The sequence below is a fragment of the Sanguibacter suaedae genome (genome assembly GCF_016342785.1).
Taxonomy (GTDB): Bacteria; Actinomycetota; Actinomycetes; order Actinomycetales; family Cellulomonadaceae; genus Sanguibacter; species Sanguibacter suaedae.
The window spans coordinates 1-14,702 of sequence record NZ_JAEINH010000008.1 but is presented as its reverse complement, the minus strand read 5'-3'; the positions used below and the strand labels follow the sequence as shown (position 1 = coordinate 14,702).

Here is a 14,702-nt window from a genome sequence, read left to right as displayed (position 1 = left end):
CCGCCTGTAGGGTCGTCCACGACACGGGGTGCCGTGCGCCATCGGGCGCAGGGCTGAGAGCACACCCGTCGAACCTGATCTAGCTCGTACTAGCGAAGGGATGTCGTGAGATGACTCCACCCTGCACCGCCCAGGACGCGCCTCCGGGATCCCGCCCCCGGGTGCTGAGCATCGCGGGCACGGACCCCACCGGCGGGGCGGGCATCCACGCGGACCTCAAGTCGTTCTCCGCCCACGGCGCCTACGGCATGGCTGTGGTCACGGCGGTCGTCGCCCAGAACACCCGCGGTGTGCGGTCCGTGCACGTGCCGCCGCCCGACGTGCTCGCCGCACAGCTCGACACCGTGAGCGACGACGTGGCGCTCGATGCGGTGAAGATCGGGATGGTCGGGTCCGCGGAGAACGGTGACGTCGTTCGGGCCTGGCTCGACCGGGTGGACGCACCGTTGGTGGTCCTGGACCCCGTCATGGTGTCCACCTCCGGGCACAGTCTGCTGCAGCCGGACGCCGGACCATCGCTCGAGGCCCTCGTGCACCGGGTGCACCTCGTGACTCCCAACCTCCCGGAGCTCGCGGCCCTGGTAGGGCGCCCGGAGGCACGAGACCTCGACGAGGCGGTGGCGCAGGGGGAGGAGCTGCAGGGGCGCAGCGGGACGGACGTGCTCGTCACGGGCGGGCACCTCGACGGTGCGTCGTGCACGGATGTCCTGGTCACCGCGGCAGGGACGTCCGTCGTCCCGGGACCTCGCGTGGCCACGACGAGCACGCACGGCACGGGATGCTCGCTGTCGGCGGCGCTCGCCGCTCTGCGCCCTCGCTGCGGCTCCTGGGGGGCGGCGCTCGCGGTGGCCCGGCCGTGGCTGCGCGGCGCGCTCGAGGCCGCCGACGCGCTCCGCGTGGGTCAGGGGCGTGGCCCGGTCGATCATCTCCACGCGTGCGTCCCGTCCTCGACCCTGACGGGCTGGCCGGTCCGCCGTGACGCGCGGGTCGCTGAGGGCGGGCGGCCTGGAGCCGTCCTCGCCGAGGCGGTTCAGGAGTAGGAGCAGTCGTACCCGGGGGGCAGCCAGCGGAACGTCGCGGTGACGTCCGCGGCCGTCGTCCCGGCGGGTGCCTCCGTGTAGCAGCGTGTCTCCATCTGGTCGAGCCCCATCTTCGCGTACGCGGCTGCTGCGGTGGCCGTGGCGAGCACCACGAGGACCGTGACCGCTGTGCGTGCTGCTCTCGAGGGGCCGGGTCCCTGGTTCTCGTACCCGCCGTCCGCCCAGGAGTGGTTCATGGACCGAGCCTAGCGCGGTCGCCTCGGGGTCAGGGGACGAGGAGGACCTTGCCGGTGGTGCGCCGCGACTCGAGCGCCTCGTGGGCCCGTGCCGCGTCCGCGAGGGGGTAGGTCGCTCCGACTCGGACGTGGAGGGTGCCGTCGGACACGGCCCGGAAGAGGTCGTCCGACCTGCTCAGGAGCTCCTCGCGGGTGGCGACGTGGTGGGCGAGGCTGGGGCGGGCGACGGCGAGCGACCCGGCGGCGTTGAGGCGTTGGAGGTCGAAGGGGGGAACCTGGCCCGAGGACCCGCCGAAGAGGACGAGCGTCCCTCGGGTGCGCACGGAGGCCAGCGACGCGTCGAAGGTGTCCTTGCCGACGGAGTCGTAGGCGACGTGCACCCCGCGGTCGTCCGTGAGACCGCGGACGACCGCGGGGAGGTCGCGGGTGAGGTCGTCGAGCTCCGTGTAGAGGACGACGTCGTGGGCGCCGGCGGCGCGCGACAGGTCAGCCTTGTCGGACGTGGAGACCGTGGTGATCACCCGTGCGCCGCGCCGGACCGCCAGCTGGGTGAGGAGGAGCCCGACCCCGCCGGCCCCGGCGTGGACGAGGACGTCCTGCCCCGGCCCGACGGCGAAGGTCGAGGTGACGAGGTAGTGGGCGGTGAGCCCTTGGAGAGGGAGCGCCGCCGCGGTGAGGAGGTCGACGTCGTCGGGCACGGGGACGGCCCGCTCCGCTGGGAGGAGGACCTGGCTCGCGTACGAGTCCGGGGCGTCGCACCACGCGACGCGGTCTCCTGGCCGCACCGTCTCGACCCCGTCGCCCACCGCCGTCACGGTCCCTGCTCCCTCGGAGCCGAGGACCCCGGGGTATGTCATGGGGTAGACGCCGGAGCGGCGGTACGTGTCGATGAAGTTCACGCCTGCGGCGGCGACGTCCACCACGACCTCGCCGGGTCCGGGCCGGAGGGCGGGCACCGTGCGGACGGCGAGCACCTCGGGGCCGCCCGGTGCGGTGGCGACGACGGTCGTGGTGCCGGTCGTCACGGTCCGACCTCCGGCGCGTGAGCGGGCGGCTCGCCCGGAGCGTGCACCTGCCGCGGGCCGACACCCTGCTCGTCGAGCCACCGCAGGCAGGCGTCGGGCCACCCGGCGGGTGCTCCGGTGCCACGGGCCAGGCCGAGCCCGTGGGACCCGGACGGGTACACGTGGAGCTCGGTCGGTACGCCGTGGCGTGCCAGCGCAGCGGTCAGCCGGAGGCTGTGGTCGACGTCGACCACGGCGTCGTCCGCGGTGTGCCACAGGAACGTCGGCGCGGTGGCGGCGTCCACGCGCTGCTCCACGGAGAGGGACTTGGCGGTGGCGGTGTCGGCGGTGAGCTCGCCGAGGAGGTTGTTCCGCGACCCGAGGTGGGGAAGGTGCGTCATGGAAACGACGGGGTAGCAGAGCACCGCGGCGTCGGGTCGGGCGTACTCGTCGACGCCCGACCCGTGCCGGGACGCGGCGAGCTCGCGCTCCGCGCGCGTCGCGGTGAGCGCGAGCCCGGCGAGGTGGGCGCCTGCGCTGAACCCGAGGACGACGAGCGGGCCGTGGACGGCCCCGTACGTGCCGGCGCGCAGCTCGCGCAGCGCGGCGAGGACCTGCACGAGGGGCGTGGGGTAGGTCTCCGGGGCCACCGCGTAGTCGAGGTAGCCGCAGGGGAGACCTGCGTCGGCGAGCCAGCGGGTCACGGGAAGGTACTCGTGCTCGCTCCGGAAGCCGTACCCGCCGCCCGCGAGGACGAGGACGAACCCGGCGCTCGAGGGGGCGCCCGCACGGACGACGACGATCGGGGGAGGGGCCATGCCCCGAGGATAGTCCCTGGATGTATCTTCTCCCGCCACTGTGTATGGTTATGCATATGACGATCACCGTTGCTGTCGCCGGGGCGAGCGGCTACGCCGGCGGGGAGGCCCTGCGCATCCTCGCCGACCACCCCGAGGTCGAGGTCGGGGCCCTCACCGCCCACTCGAACGCCGGGGCCGCCCTCGGGACGCACCAGCCCCACATCCGTGCGCTCGCGGACCGGGTCCTGCTCCCGACCACGGTCGAGAACCTCCTCGGCCACGACGTCGTCGTCCTCGCGCTGCCGCACGGCGCCTCGGCGGAGATCGCCGCCCAGCTGCCCGACGACGTGCTCGTGATCGACCTCGGGGCGGACCACAGGCTGACCGACCCGGACGCCTGGACGCAGTTCTACGGCACGGAGCACGCAGGCGCCTGGCCCTACGGCCTGCCCGAGCTCCTCCTGGCGCCGACCGACGGGACGGGCACCCTCACCAAGCAGCGCGAGCACCTCGTCGGAGCGCGCCGCATCGCGGTCCCGGGGTGCAACGTCACGGCCGTGACGCTCGGCCTGCAGCCCGGGGTGTCGGCCGGGCTCGTCGACACCGACGACCTCGTCGCTGTCCTCGCCGTCGGCTACTCCGGGGCGGGCAAGAGCCTCAAGCCGCACCTCCTCGCGTCGGAGGGGCTCGGGTCGGCCCAGCCCTACGCCGTCGGTGGCACCCACCGGCACGTCCCCGAGGTCGAGCAGAACCTCGTCGCCGCCGGCGCCGGCTCGGTGCGCCTGTCCTTCACCCCGGTCCTCGTCCCGATGTCCCGCGGCATCCTCGCGACCGCCACCGGGCGCCTCACGGCACCCGGCACGACGCTCGAGGAGGTCCGCCGCGCGTGGGAGCAGGCCTACGACGGAGAGCCCTTCGTCGAGCTCCTCCCCGAGGGGCAGTGGCCCACGACGGCCATGACGGTCGGCGCCAACACGGCGCTCGTCCAGGTCGCCGTCGACCGCCGGGCGGGTCGTGTCGTCACCGTGACCGCGCTCGACAACCTCGTCAAGGGCACCGCCGGTGCCGCAGTCCAGTCCATGAACATCGCGCTCGGTCTCCCGCAGACCCTGGGCCTGACCACCGGAGGAGTGGCCCCGTGAGCGTCACCGCAGCCCGAGGTTTCCGCGCGGCCGGCGTCGCCGCCGGCCTGAAGTCGACGGGGGAGCGCGACGTCGCACTCGTCGTCAACGACGGTCCCGACGACGTCGCCGCCGCCGTCTTCACGACGAACCGTGTCTTCGCGGCGCCCGTCGCGTGGTCGCGCCAGGCCGTCGCCGACGGTCGGGCGAGCGCCGTCGTCCTCAACTCCGGGGGCGCCAACGCCTGCACCGGTCCCGAGGGCTTCGCCGACACCCACCGCACCGCCGAGCACACCGCCGACGCCCTGGGTGTCTCCGCGGGGGACACCCTCGTCTGCTCCACGGGGCTCATCGGCACCCGGCTGCCCATGACGGAGCTCCTCGCCGGCGTCGACGACGCGTCGGGCCGTTTGTCGGACGACGGTGGTGAGGACGCGGCCCGCGCGATCATGACGACGGACACCGTCCCCAAGACCGTGGTCGTCACCGTCCGCTCCGAGGACCACCCGGACGACGAGGGCTGGACGGTCGGGGGCATGGCCAAGGGTGCGGGCATGCTCGCCCCGGGGCTCGCGACGATGCTCTGCGTGCTGACCACGGACGCCCGGGTCGACGCAGCCACCGCGGACGCCGCGCTGCGCGCCGCGACCGCCGCGACGTTCGACCGGGTCGACTCCGACGGCTGCATGTCCACCAACGACACCGTCGTCCTCCTCGCGTCGGGCGCGAGCGGCACCACCGTCGACGTGGACGCCCTCACCGACGCGCTCACCGAGGCGTGCGCGAGCCTCGCCCGCCAGCTCGTCGCCGACGCCGAGGGAGCCAGCCACGACATCGCGGTGCGCGTCGTCGGCGCCACGACGGTCGACGCGGCCGTCGCCGTCGCCCGCTCCGTGACCCGGTCCAACCTCTTCAAGGCGGCCGTCTTCGGCAACGACCCCAACTGGGGACGCGTCCTCTCCGCGGTGGGCACCGTCCCCGAGAGCGTCGCGCCGTTCGACGCCGCACGCCTCGACGTGTCCGTCAACGGTGTGCAGGTCTGCCGCGCCGGGGGCGTCGGGGACGACCGCGACCTCGTGGACCTCGCCGCCTCGCGGGAGGTCCACGTCCTCGTCGACCTCCACGCGGGCGACGCCGAGGCCACCGTCTGGACCAACGACCTCACGCACGACTACGTCCACGAGAACAGCGCGTACTCCTCATGAGCGACACCGCAGCAGGGACCCACGGGGACGCCGACGGCGTCGAGCCGTTCGACATCACGCAGATCGACGTCACCGCCGACCTCGCGCCGTCGCAGAAGGCGGAGGTGCTCCTCGAGGCGCTCCCGTGGCTCCGACAGTTCCACGGGGCGCTCGTCGTGGTGAAGTACGGCGGCAACGCGATGGTCGACGAGACCCTCAAGGCCGCGTTCGCCGAGGACATGGTGTTCCTCCGCCAGGTGGGTCTGCGTCCCGTCATCGTGCACGGCGGCGGACCGCAGATCACCGAGATGCTCGCCCGCCTCGGCATCGAGTCCGAGTTCCGGGGCGGTCTGCGGGTGACCACCCCTGAGGCCATGGACGTCGTCCGCATGGTGCTCACGGGCAAGGTCTCCCGGGAGCTCGTCGGCCTCCTCAACGCGCACGGCCCGCACGCCGTAGGTCTCTCCGGCGAGGACGGCGGGCTCCTGCGCGCCAGGCGTCGGCACGCGACCGTCGACGGGGAGCCCGTGGACGTCGGGCTCGTCGGCGACGTCGTCGAGGTCGACCCGCGGGCGGTCCAGGACCTCCTGGACGCAGGACGCATCCCTGTCGTCTCGACGATCGCCCCGGACGTCGCGGATCCCACGCAGGTGCTCAACGTCAACGCGGACACCGCTGCCGCGGCGCTCGCGGTCGCCCTCGGTGCGCGCAAGCTCATCGTCCTCACCGACGTCGAGGGCCTGTACACGGACTGGCCGGACCGGTCGTCGCTGGCCAGCCGCATCACGGTGAGCGCCCTCGCGGAGCTCCTGCCGTCCCTGGAGTCCGGGATGGTCCCCAAGATGGAGGCGTGCTTGCGTGCGGTCAGGGGCGGGGTGCGCGAGGCGCACGTCATCGACGGCCGGGCGGCGCACTCGGTCCTCATGGAGGTCTTCACCACCCGCGGCATCGGGACGATGGTGGTGCCGGACAGCGACGGGCGTCTCGCGACGTCGCCGCCGACGAGCCCCGTCCCCGTGGTGCGGGCCGAGCAGCGTGGGGAGGCCTCGTCATGAGCGACCTCACGAGCCCGCCGACGACCGTCGGCCAGGCACCCGGATCGGGTGCCGCCTGGACGGACCGCTACCGGTCCGCCGTCATGGACACGTTCGGTCCGCCGCAGCGCGTCCTCGTCCGCGGCGAGGGCGCCTACGTGTGGGACGCCGACGGCCGCCGCTACCTCGACCTCCTCGGTGGCATCGCGGTGAACGCCCTGGGCCACGCCCACCCGACGCTGACGGCTGCCGTCAGCGCGCAGCTGGGCACGCTGGGGCACGTCTCGAACTTCTTCGGCAGCCCCACGCAGATCGCGCTCGCCGAGCGGCTCCTCGAGCTCTCCAGCGCGCCGGAGGGGTCGCGGGTCTTCTTCACGAACTCGGGGACCGAGGCCAACGAGGCGGCACTGAAGATGACGCGCCGTACCGGCCGGTCCCGGGTGCTCGCGCTCGAGGGCGGCTTCCACGGCAGGACGATGGGTGCGCTGTCCCTCACGTCCAAGGCCGCGTACCGCGAACCCTTCGAGCCGCTGCCCGGAGGTGTGTCGTTCCTGCCCTTCGGGGACGTCGACGCGCTCGAGGCGGCCTTCGCGGACGACCCCGGGAGCGTCGCCGCCGTCTTCCTCGAGCCGCTCCAGGGCGAGGCGGGCGTGCGGCACCTCCCCGCGGGCTACCTCACCCGGGTGCGTGAGCTCACGACGGAGCACGGAGCGCTCCTCGTCCTCGACGAGGTGCAGACGGGCATGGGTCGCACGGGGAGCTGGTTCGCCCACCAGGACCCGACCATCGGCGAAGGCGTCGTGCCCGACGTGGTGACGCTCGCCAAGGGGCTCGGCGGCGGCTTCCCGGTCGGTGCGGTCCTCGCGCTCGGCGAGCGCGCGGCATCCCTCCTCGGGCGGGGGCAGCACGGCACGACGTTCGGCGGCAACCCCGTCGCGGCGGCCGCCGCGCTCGCGACCATCGGTGTGATCGAGCGCGACGGGATCCTCGCGGACGTCATGGACGTCGGCGCGCACCTGCGGTCCGCGGTCGAGGCGCTCGGGCACCCGCTCGTCGCGTCGGTGCGCGGCGCGGGGCTCCTCGTCGCCGTCGAGCTCACCGCCCCCGTCGCCGCGGAGGTCGCGTCCCGGGCCCTCGACGCGGGGTTCATCGTCAACCCGGTGAGCCCCACGGCACTGCGCCTCGCCCCACCGCTGATCCTCACGCGCGAGCAGGCCGACACGTTCGTCGCGTTCCTCGCGGACCTGCCCACCACCACCGGACCCATCGAGGAGGACCGATGACCCGCCACTTCCTGCGGGACGACGACCTGAGCCCCGAGGAGCAGGCCGCCGTGCTCGAGCTCGGGCTGCGCTTCGCCGCGGACCGGACACACCGGACGCCCCTCGCCGGGCCGCGCGCGGTCGCCGTGCTCTTCGACAAGCCGTCCACCCGCACCCGGGTCTCCTTCTCGGTCGGTGTCGCCGAGCTCGGCGGGTACCCCCTCGTCATCGACGGGTCCAGCTCCCAGCTCGGTCGCGGCGAACCCGTCGCCGACACGGCCCGGGTCCTCGACCGCCAGGTGGCCGCCATCGTGTGGCGAACCTTCGGTCAGGACCGGATCGAGGAGATGGCCGCTGCGAGCCGGGTCCCCGTCGTCAACGCCCTCACCGACGCCTTCCACCCGTGCCAGATCCTCGCGGACCTCCTCACGGTCGCCCAGCACCGCGGGGGCGTCGCCGCGCTCAAGGGATCGACGATCGCCTATCTCGGGGACGGCGCCAACAACATGGCGCACTCCTACCTCCTCGGCGGGGCCGTGGCAGGCATGCACGTGCGCATCGGGACACCCGCCGAGTTCCAGCCGGCCCCGGAGATCCTCGCCGACGCGCAGCGCGTCGCACGGACCACCGGGGGGTCCGTCGTCGTCACCGACGACCCCGTCGTCGCAGCGGCGGGCGCGCACGCCCTGGCCACCGACACCTGGATCTCCATGGGGGACGAGGACGAGGCCGACGAGCGCTCCCGCCCGTTCGTCCCGTTCCAGGTGAACGCCGACCTCCTCGCCCGCTGCGCACCCGGCGCCGTCGTCCTGCACTGCCTGCCCGCCTACCGGGGCAAGGAGATCACCGCGGAGGTGATCGACGGTCCTCAGTCGGTCGTCTGGGACGAGGCCGAGAACCGGCTGCACGCCCAGAAGGCCCTCCTCACGTGGCTCCTGGAGCAGTCGTGAGCGTCGGCCCCGCCCTCGGGTCCGTGCCCGCGACGAAGGCGGCCCGCCACGCCCGCATCGTCCAGCTCCTCGTCCGTGAGGAGATCCACTCGCAGGCCGAGCTCGCCCGGGCGCTCGCGGCCGACGGGCTCCACGTCACCCAGGCCACCCTCTCGCGCGACCTCATCGAGCTCCGGGCGGAGAAGGTGCGCACAGCGGCCGGGGTTCTCGTGTACGCCGTACCGGGGGAGGGCGGGGACCGCAGCGTCCAGGCGACGGCGGACGCCGAGTACCTCGCGGCGCGGCTCTCGCGCCTGTGCGGCGAGCTGCTCGTCTCCGCGGAGAGCTCGGGCAACCTCGTGGTCCTCCGCACGCCGCCCGGCGCCGCGCAGTACCTCGCGTCGGCGATCGACCACTCGGTCCTCGGCGGGGTGCTCGGCACCATCGCGGGCGACGACACGGTCCTCGTGATCGCCCGGGGCGTCGACGGCGGCGACGAGCTCGCCGCACGGTTCGTCGCGATCGCCAGCGACGCTCTCTGACGCCCGCACGCGCATCCTCCGGCAGGGGCGCGATGACACACTTGACACACAACCCACTGAGAAAGAGAAGTGCCATGACTGAACGCGTCGTGCTCGCCTACTCCGGCGGCCTGGACACCTCCGTCGCCATCGGCTGGATCGCCGAACGCACCGGTGCCGAGGTCATCGCCGTGGCCGTCGACGTCGGCCAGGGTGGTGAGGACCTCGAGGTCATCCGCCGTCGTGCCCTGGACTGCGGCGCCGTCGAGGCCTACGTCGCCGACGCCCGTGACGAGTTTGCCGAGGAGTACTGCATGCCGGCGCTTCGCGCCAACGCCCTCTACCTCGACCGGTACCCCCTCGTCTCCGCGCTCTCGCGCCCGACGATCGTCAAGCACCTCGTGCGCGCAGCCCGCCAGTTCGACGCGCAGACCGTCGCCCACGGGTGCACGGGCAAGGGGAACGACCAGGTCCGCTTCGAGGTCGGCATCACGTCTCTGGCCCCGGACCTCAAGTGCCTCGCACCGGTCCGCGACCTCGCGCTGACGCGCGAGAAGGCCATCGCCTACGCGGAGCAGAACGACCTGCCCATCGCCACGACCAAGCACAACCCGTTCTCGATCGACCAGAACGTGTGGGGCCGGGCCGTCGAGACGGGGTTCCTCGAGGACATCTGGAACGCGCCCACCAAGGACGTCTACAGCTACACGGACGACCCCACGTTCCCGCCGGTCGCGGACGAGGTCGTCGTGACCTTCGAGCGCGGTGTGCCCGTCGCTCTCGACGGCGTGGCGGTCACCCCGCTCCAGGCGATCCAGGAGATGAACCGCCGGGCCGGCGCCCAGGGTGTGGGCCGGATCGACATCGTGGAGGACCGTCTCGTTGGTATCAAGTCCCGCGAGATCTACGAGGCGCCGGGCGCCATGGCCCTCATCGCGGCGCACCAGGAGCTCGAGAACGTCACGGTGGAGCGCGAGCAGGCTCGTTTCAAGCGGACGGTCGAGCAGCGCTGGACCGAGCTCGTCTACGACGGCATGTGGTTCTCGCCCCTGAAGCGTTCGCTGGAGACGTTCATCGACGACACCCAGAAGTACGTCACGGGCGAGGTTCGCCTGGTGCTGCACGGTGGCCGCGCCACCGTGACGGGTCGCCGCAGCGAGGCCAGCCTCTACGACTTCAACCTCGCGACGTACGACGAGGGCGACACGTTCGACCAGTCCCAGGCACGCGGCTTCATCGAGATCTACGGGCTCACCGCGAAGCTCTCCGCCGCCCGTGACGTGAAGTTCGGCAACGGCGTGGACCTCTCGGGATCGACCCTGCCCGGCGCGGGTGCCTGAGATGACGGGGGACGCAGGCGCATCACCCGACGAGGTGGCCGTGGAGCCGTCGGCGGTCGCGGGGGCGGCCACGCCGGTGAGCCTGTGGGGAGGCCGATTCGCGGGCGGACCCGCGCAGGCCCTGCAGGCGCTGTCGCAGTCGACCCAGTTCGACTGGCGGCTCGCGCAGCAGGACATCGCCGGGTCTCGCGCCCATGCACGGGTGCTGCGGACCGCGGGACTGCTCAGCGACGACGAGCTCACCGGCATGCTCGAGGCCCTCGACGTCCTCGCGGAGGACGTGGCCGACGGCACGTTCCTGCCGGTCCTCGCCGACGAGGACGTCCACACCGCGCTCGAGCGCGGACTCATCGAGCGCGCCGGCCCCGAGCTCGGGGGCAAGCTCCGGGCCGGGCGGTCGCGCAACGACCAGATCGCGACGCTCGTGCGCATGTACCTGCGCGACGAGGCGAAGGTCGTCGCCGGGCTCGTCCTCGACGTCACCGACGCCCTCGTCGCGCAGGCCGAGGCCCACCCCGGTGCGGCGATGCCGGGACGTACGCACCTCCAGCACGCGCAGCCCGTCCTGCTCGCCCACCACCTCCTCGCCCACGTGTGGCCTCTCCTCAGGGACGTCGACCGTTACGTCGACTGGGACGTGCGTGCAGCACGGTCGCCGTACGGGTCCGGGGCGCTCGCTGGGTCGTCGCTCGGTCTCGACCCGGAGGCCGTGGCGTCGGAGCTGGGTTTCGACGGCGCGGTGGAGAACTCGATCGACGGGACGGCGAGCCGGGACGTGGTGGCCGAGTTCGCCTTCGTGTCGGCGATGCTCGGCATCGACCTCTCCCGCCTCGCGGAGGAGGTCGTCGTGTGGAACACGAAGGAGTTCGGCTTCGTGCGCCTCGACGACGCCTACTCCACGGGGTCGAGCATCATGCCGCAGAAGAAGAACCCTGACGTCGCGGAGCTCGCCCGGGGCAAGGCCGGACGGCTCATCGGTGACCTCACCGGGCTCCTGGCGACCCTCAAGGGTCTTCCGCTGGCGTACAACCGTGACCTCCAGGAGGACAAGGAGCCGGTGTTCGACCAGGTGGACACCCTCACAGTGCTGCTGCCGGCGTTCGCGGGGATGGTCTCCACCATGACCTTCGACACGGACCGGATGGCGGAGCTGGCACCGCAGGGCTTCTCGCTCGCGACCGACGTCGCGGAGTGGCTCGTCCGCGAGGGCGTCCCGTTCCGCGTGGCGCACGAGGTCGCGGGCGCGTGCGTGCAGGAGTGCGAGTCCCGGGGGATCGAGCTGTGGGACCTCACCGACGAGGATCTCGCGACGATCTCGGAGCACCTGACGCCACAGGTCCGAGAGGTGCTCACGGTCGGCGGGTCGATGGCGTCGAGGGACGCGGTGGGCGGCACGGCCCCGGTGCGTGTGGCGGAGCAGCTCGAGGCGGCGAAGGAGAAGATCGCTGAGTTCCGGTTCTGGGTGAACGGCTGACGACGGTGGCACGAGAGGACGGGGTGGACGTGTGACGGTGCCGGACGACGTCCTGCTCCGGCTCGTGGCGGCGGCGCGTTCGCACCCGGTCGGTCTGGGACGGACGCGCCTGGTCGTGGTCGACGGCCCTGCCGGGTCGGGGAAGACCACCCTCGCCTCCCAGCTCGAGGCGGCCCTGGCCGTACGGGTCGTCCACATGGACGACCTGTACGACGGGTGGACCGGGTTGCGCGCCGGCGTGCGCACGCTCGTCGAGGACGTCCTCGCCCCTCTCTCGATCGGGCTGCCCGGCTCGTACCGGCGGTTCGACTGGGAGCGGGGCGAGTACGCGGAGACCCGTGAGGTCCCGGTGTGCGCCACCCTGCTGGTGGAGGGCTGCGGTTCGGCTCCTCCAGAGGTCGACGAGCACGACGCGTTCGTCGTCTGGGTCGAGGCCGACGACGAGGTGCGCCTCGCGAGAGGTCTCGCGCGGGACGGGGCGGCCAGCCGCCCGGAGTGGGAGAGGTTCATGCGTGACGAGCGGGAGCTGTACGGGGAGCACCGCACGGCGGAGCGGGCGCACGTGCGTCTCGACGGCGTCGGACGCTGGGTCGGGGCGGGTGCTGCACGGGTGCGGCGATGAGCGGTGACGACGTGCCCGCGTTCGACCGGGCGTTCTTCGACCGTGATCCGCTCGAGGTCGCGCGTGACCTGCTCGGTGCGAGGATCGTGCACCGTTCGGACGAGGGGACGGTCGCGGTCCGTCTCACCGAGGTGGAGGCCTACCACGGTGCGCAGGACCCGGGGTCGCACGCGTTCCGGGGGAGGACGGCACGCAACGCGGTCATGTTCGAGGGGCCGGGCCTGCTCTACGTCTACCGCCACATGGGGCTCCACACGTGCGTGAACGTCGTGTGCGGTCCCCCGGGCGAGGCGGCCGCTGTGCTCCTCCGTGCCGGCGAGGTCGTCCTCGGTCGGGATCTCGCCCGACGACGCAGGCTCGCCGCAGGGGTCGTCCGCCGGGAGGAGGACCTCGCGAGCGGTCCTGCCCGTCTCACGGTCGCGCTCGGCTTGTCGATGGCGCACGCCGGGACGGACCTCCTGGCCGAGTGCTCGGCTGTCGGTCTCGAGCGCGGCGACGGGGTGCCGGACGTCCGGACCGGTCCGCGCGTGGGTGTGGGTGGCGCGGGTGGGGACGGGGAGGTCTTCCCCTGGCGGTTCTGGATCGCGGGGGAGCCGACGGTCTCGACGTACCGACCGGCGTCGGTGCGTCGTCCGAGGACAGGGCAGACTAAGAGCCCGGAACCTTTGTGAGGAGCACGTAGTGAGCAACGTCCTTGATGAGCTGGTCTGGCGTGGACTGGTGAGCCAGACCACCGATATCGACGCCCTCCGGGAGGCGTTCGACAGCGGACCCGTCACCTACTACTGCGGCTTCGACCCCACAGCGCCCAGCCTGCACCACGGGCACCTCGTCCAGCTCGTCCTCCTCCGCCACCTGCAGCTCGCCGGGCACCGCCCGCTCGCTCTCGTCGGTGGCGCGACCGGTCTCATCGGTGACCCGAGGATGTCGGGGGAGCGGGTCCTCAACTCGAAGGACACGGTGGCCGAGTGGGTCGAGCGCCTGCGCGAGCAGATCTCCCGCTTCCTGTCGTTCGAGGGCGAGAACGCCGCGACGATGGTCAACAACCTCGACTGGACGGGGGAGCTGTCGGCGATCGACTTCCTCCGGGACGTCGGCAAGCACTTCCGCCTCGGGACCATGCTCGCCAAGGAGACGGTCGCTCGCCGCCTGAACAGCGAGCAGGGGATCTCCTTCACCGAGTTCAGCTACCAGATCCTCCAGGGCATGGACTTCCTCGAGCTCAACCGGCGCCACGGGTGCACCTTGCAGACAGGGGGCAACGACCAGTGGGGGAACCTGCTCGCCGGCGTCGAGCTCGTCCGCAAGGAGGAGCGCAAGGCGGTGCACGCCCTGACCACCCCGCTCATCACGAAGGCCGACGGCACGAAGTTCGGCAAGTCGGAGGGGGGCGCGGTGTGGCTCGACCCGGAGATGATGAGCCCGTACGCCTTCTACCAGTTCTGGGTGAACGCCGACGACGCCGACGTCGTCGGGTGGTTGCGGACCTTCACCTTCCGGACGCGCGAGGAGATCGCGGCCCTCGAGCTGTCCGTCGCCGAGCGCCCTCAGCTCCGTGAGGCGCAGCGTGCGCTCGCGGAGGACGTGACCACGATGGTCCACGGCGAACGGGCTACGCAGCAGGCCGTCGCGGCCAGCCAGGCGCTCTTCGGTCGTGGGGACCTCGCGGACCTCGACCCCGAGACCGTCGCTGCAGCCATGGCCGAGCTGCCGGGCGCGGACGCCGCCGTGGGGGACGCCTGGGTCGACGTCATCGTGGCGACCGGCCTCGTCGCGGGCAAGGGTGCCGCGCGTCGGGCGATCGCCGAGGGCGGCGTCTACGTGAACAACGTGAAGGTGGCCGGCGAGGACCAGGTCGTCTCCGGGGATCAGCTCCTCTCGGGCGGCTTCGCCGTCGTCCGTCGCGGGAAGCGGACTCTCGCAGTGGCCCGGGTCCGGTCCGCCTGACGTCGCGTCCCGCGCCTCCGTGACCGCGGTCACGGAGGCGCGGGTTGACGTGGTGTTCACGTCCGCGTAATGTTCTGGATGTCAGCCCGACAGGGAGGCACAGACACCACTGCGAGGCCCGTGAGGGCTGGCGCGAAGTGGCTGGTCCCGGGGTTGGTTTCCTCACTTGAGAGCGTGGCTGGGTTCTG

At 72.7% G+C, this 14,702-nt stretch carries 15 protein-coding genes and 1 riboswitch; of the genes, 12 read left to right on the top strand and 3 right to left on the bottom strand.

The genetic code is table 11. The features are described from left to right. The first annotated feature begins 14 nt into the window (after positions 1-14). Positions 15-118: riboswitch (TPP riboswitch) on the top strand. Beyond that, a complete protein-coding gene (thiD, locus tag JAV76_RS10435; RefSeq protein WP_198733996.1) occupies positions 111-1,040 on the top strand; it encodes a bifunctional hydroxymethylpyrimidine kinase/phosphomethylpyrimidine kinase in 930 nt (309 codons plus the stop codon). (Overlaps the previous riboswitch by 8 nt.) Here the strand turns inward: thiD and JAV76_RS10430 are convergent. Genes JAV76_RS10430 through JAV76_RS10420 form a run of 3 tightly spaced genes read right to left on the bottom strand, consistent with a single transcriptional unit; the run spans position 1,031 to position 3,098 of the window. After that, a complete protein-coding gene (locus tag JAV76_RS10430) occupies positions 1,031-1,276 on the bottom strand; it encodes a hypothetical protein (protein WP_198733995.1) in 246 nt (81 codons plus the stop codon). The two genes, thiD and JAV76_RS10430, sit on opposite strands and share 10 nt — an antisense overlap. A gap of 29 nt (positions 1,277-1,305) precedes the next feature. Further along, complete coding sequence (locus JAV76_RS10425; RefSeq protein WP_198733994.1) at positions 1,306-2,301, bottom strand: quinone oxidoreductase family protein; 996 nt, start codon at positions 2,299-2,301, stop codon at positions 1,306-1,308. Next, entirely contained in the window at positions 2,298-3,098 is an 801-nt protein-coding gene (locus tag JAV76_RS10420) for an alpha/beta hydrolase (RefSeq protein WP_198733993.1), read from the bottom strand. The genes JAV76_RS10425 and JAV76_RS10420 overlap by 4 nt, the downstream gene beginning before the upstream one ends. A 50-nt stretch (positions 3,099-3,148) precedes the next feature. On the opposite strand from JAV76_RS10420, the gene argC reads away from it, so the two are divergent. From argC to tyrS, 11 genes are all read left to right on the top strand, one after another. Beyond that, on the top strand, positions 3,149-4,222 hold the full coding sequence (argC, locus tag JAV76_RS10415; protein WP_230402163.1) for an N-acetyl-gamma-glutamyl-phosphate reductase: 1,074 nt from the start codon (positions 3,149-3,151) through the stop codon (positions 4,220-4,222). Continuing rightward, positions 4,219-5,406 (top strand): bifunctional glutamate N-acetyltransferase/amino-acid acetyltransferase ArgJ, encoded by a 1,188-nt coding sequence (gene argJ / locus JAV76_RS10410; protein WP_198733991.1) that lies wholly within the window; start codon positions 4,219-4,221, stop codon positions 5,404-5,406. Before argC ends, argJ begins: the two co-directional genes overlap by 4 nt. Continuing rightward, the gene (gene argB / locus JAV76_RS10405; protein WP_198733990.1) at positions 5,403-6,440 is read left to right on the top strand and encodes an acetylglutamate kinase; all 1,038 of its coding nucleotides are present in this window, start codon (positions 5,403-5,405) and stop codon (positions 6,438-6,440) included. The genes argJ and argB overlap by 4 nt, the downstream gene beginning before the upstream one ends. Further along, positions 6,437-7,702 carry an acetylornithine transaminase gene (locus JAV76_RS10400; protein ID WP_198733989.1) on the top strand — a complete coding sequence of 422 codons (1,266 nt, stop codon included), beginning with the start codon at positions 6,437-6,439 and terminating at the stop codon, positions 7,700-7,702. The genes argB and JAV76_RS10400 overlap by 4 nt, the downstream gene beginning before the upstream one ends. After that, positions 7,699-8,631, top strand: coding sequence for an ornithine carbamoyltransferase (gene argF / locus JAV76_RS10395; protein ID WP_198733988.1), 933 nt, complete (start codon positions 7,699-7,701; stop codon positions 8,629-8,631). The genes JAV76_RS10400 and argF overlap by 4 nt, the downstream gene beginning before the upstream one ends. Then, positions 8,628-9,152, top strand: a complete 525-nt coding sequence (locus tag JAV76_RS10390; RefSeq protein WP_198733987.1) for an arginine repressor — start codon at positions 8,628-8,630, stop codon at positions 9,150-9,152. Before argF ends, JAV76_RS10390 begins: the two co-directional genes overlap by 4 nt. 74 nt (positions 9,153-9,226) lie before the next feature. Beyond that, entirely contained in the window at positions 9,227-10,471 is a 1,245-nt protein-coding gene (locus JAV76_RS10385; RefSeq protein ID WP_198733986.1) for an argininosuccinate synthase, read from the top strand. 1 nt (position 10,472) lies between these two features. Continuing rightward, positions 10,473-11,945 carry an argininosuccinate lyase gene (gene argH, locus JAV76_RS10380; protein ID WP_198733985.1) on the top strand — a complete coding sequence of 491 codons (1,473 nt, stop codon included), beginning with the start codon at positions 10,473-10,475 and terminating at the stop codon, positions 11,943-11,945. Positions 11,946-11,976: 31 nt separating this feature from the next. Then, positions 11,977-12,567, top strand: coding sequence for a uridine kinase family protein (locus tag JAV76_RS10375; protein ID WP_198733984.1), 591 nt, complete (start codon positions 11,977-11,979; stop codon positions 12,565-12,567). Next, positions 12,564-13,238, top strand: coding sequence for a DNA-3-methyladenine glycosylase (locus JAV76_RS10370; RefSeq protein WP_198733983.1), 675 nt, complete (start codon positions 12,564-12,566; stop codon positions 13,236-13,238). The genes JAV76_RS10375 and JAV76_RS10370 overlap by 4 nt, the downstream gene beginning before the upstream one ends. Positions 13,239-13,248: 10 nt before the next feature. Continuing rightward, complete coding sequence (gene tyrS / locus JAV76_RS10365; RefSeq protein WP_198733982.1) at positions 13,249-14,514, top strand: tyrosine--tRNA ligase; 1,266 nt, start codon at positions 13,249-13,251, stop codon at positions 14,512-14,514. The last annotated feature ends 188 nt before the right edge of the window (positions 14,515-14,702 follow it).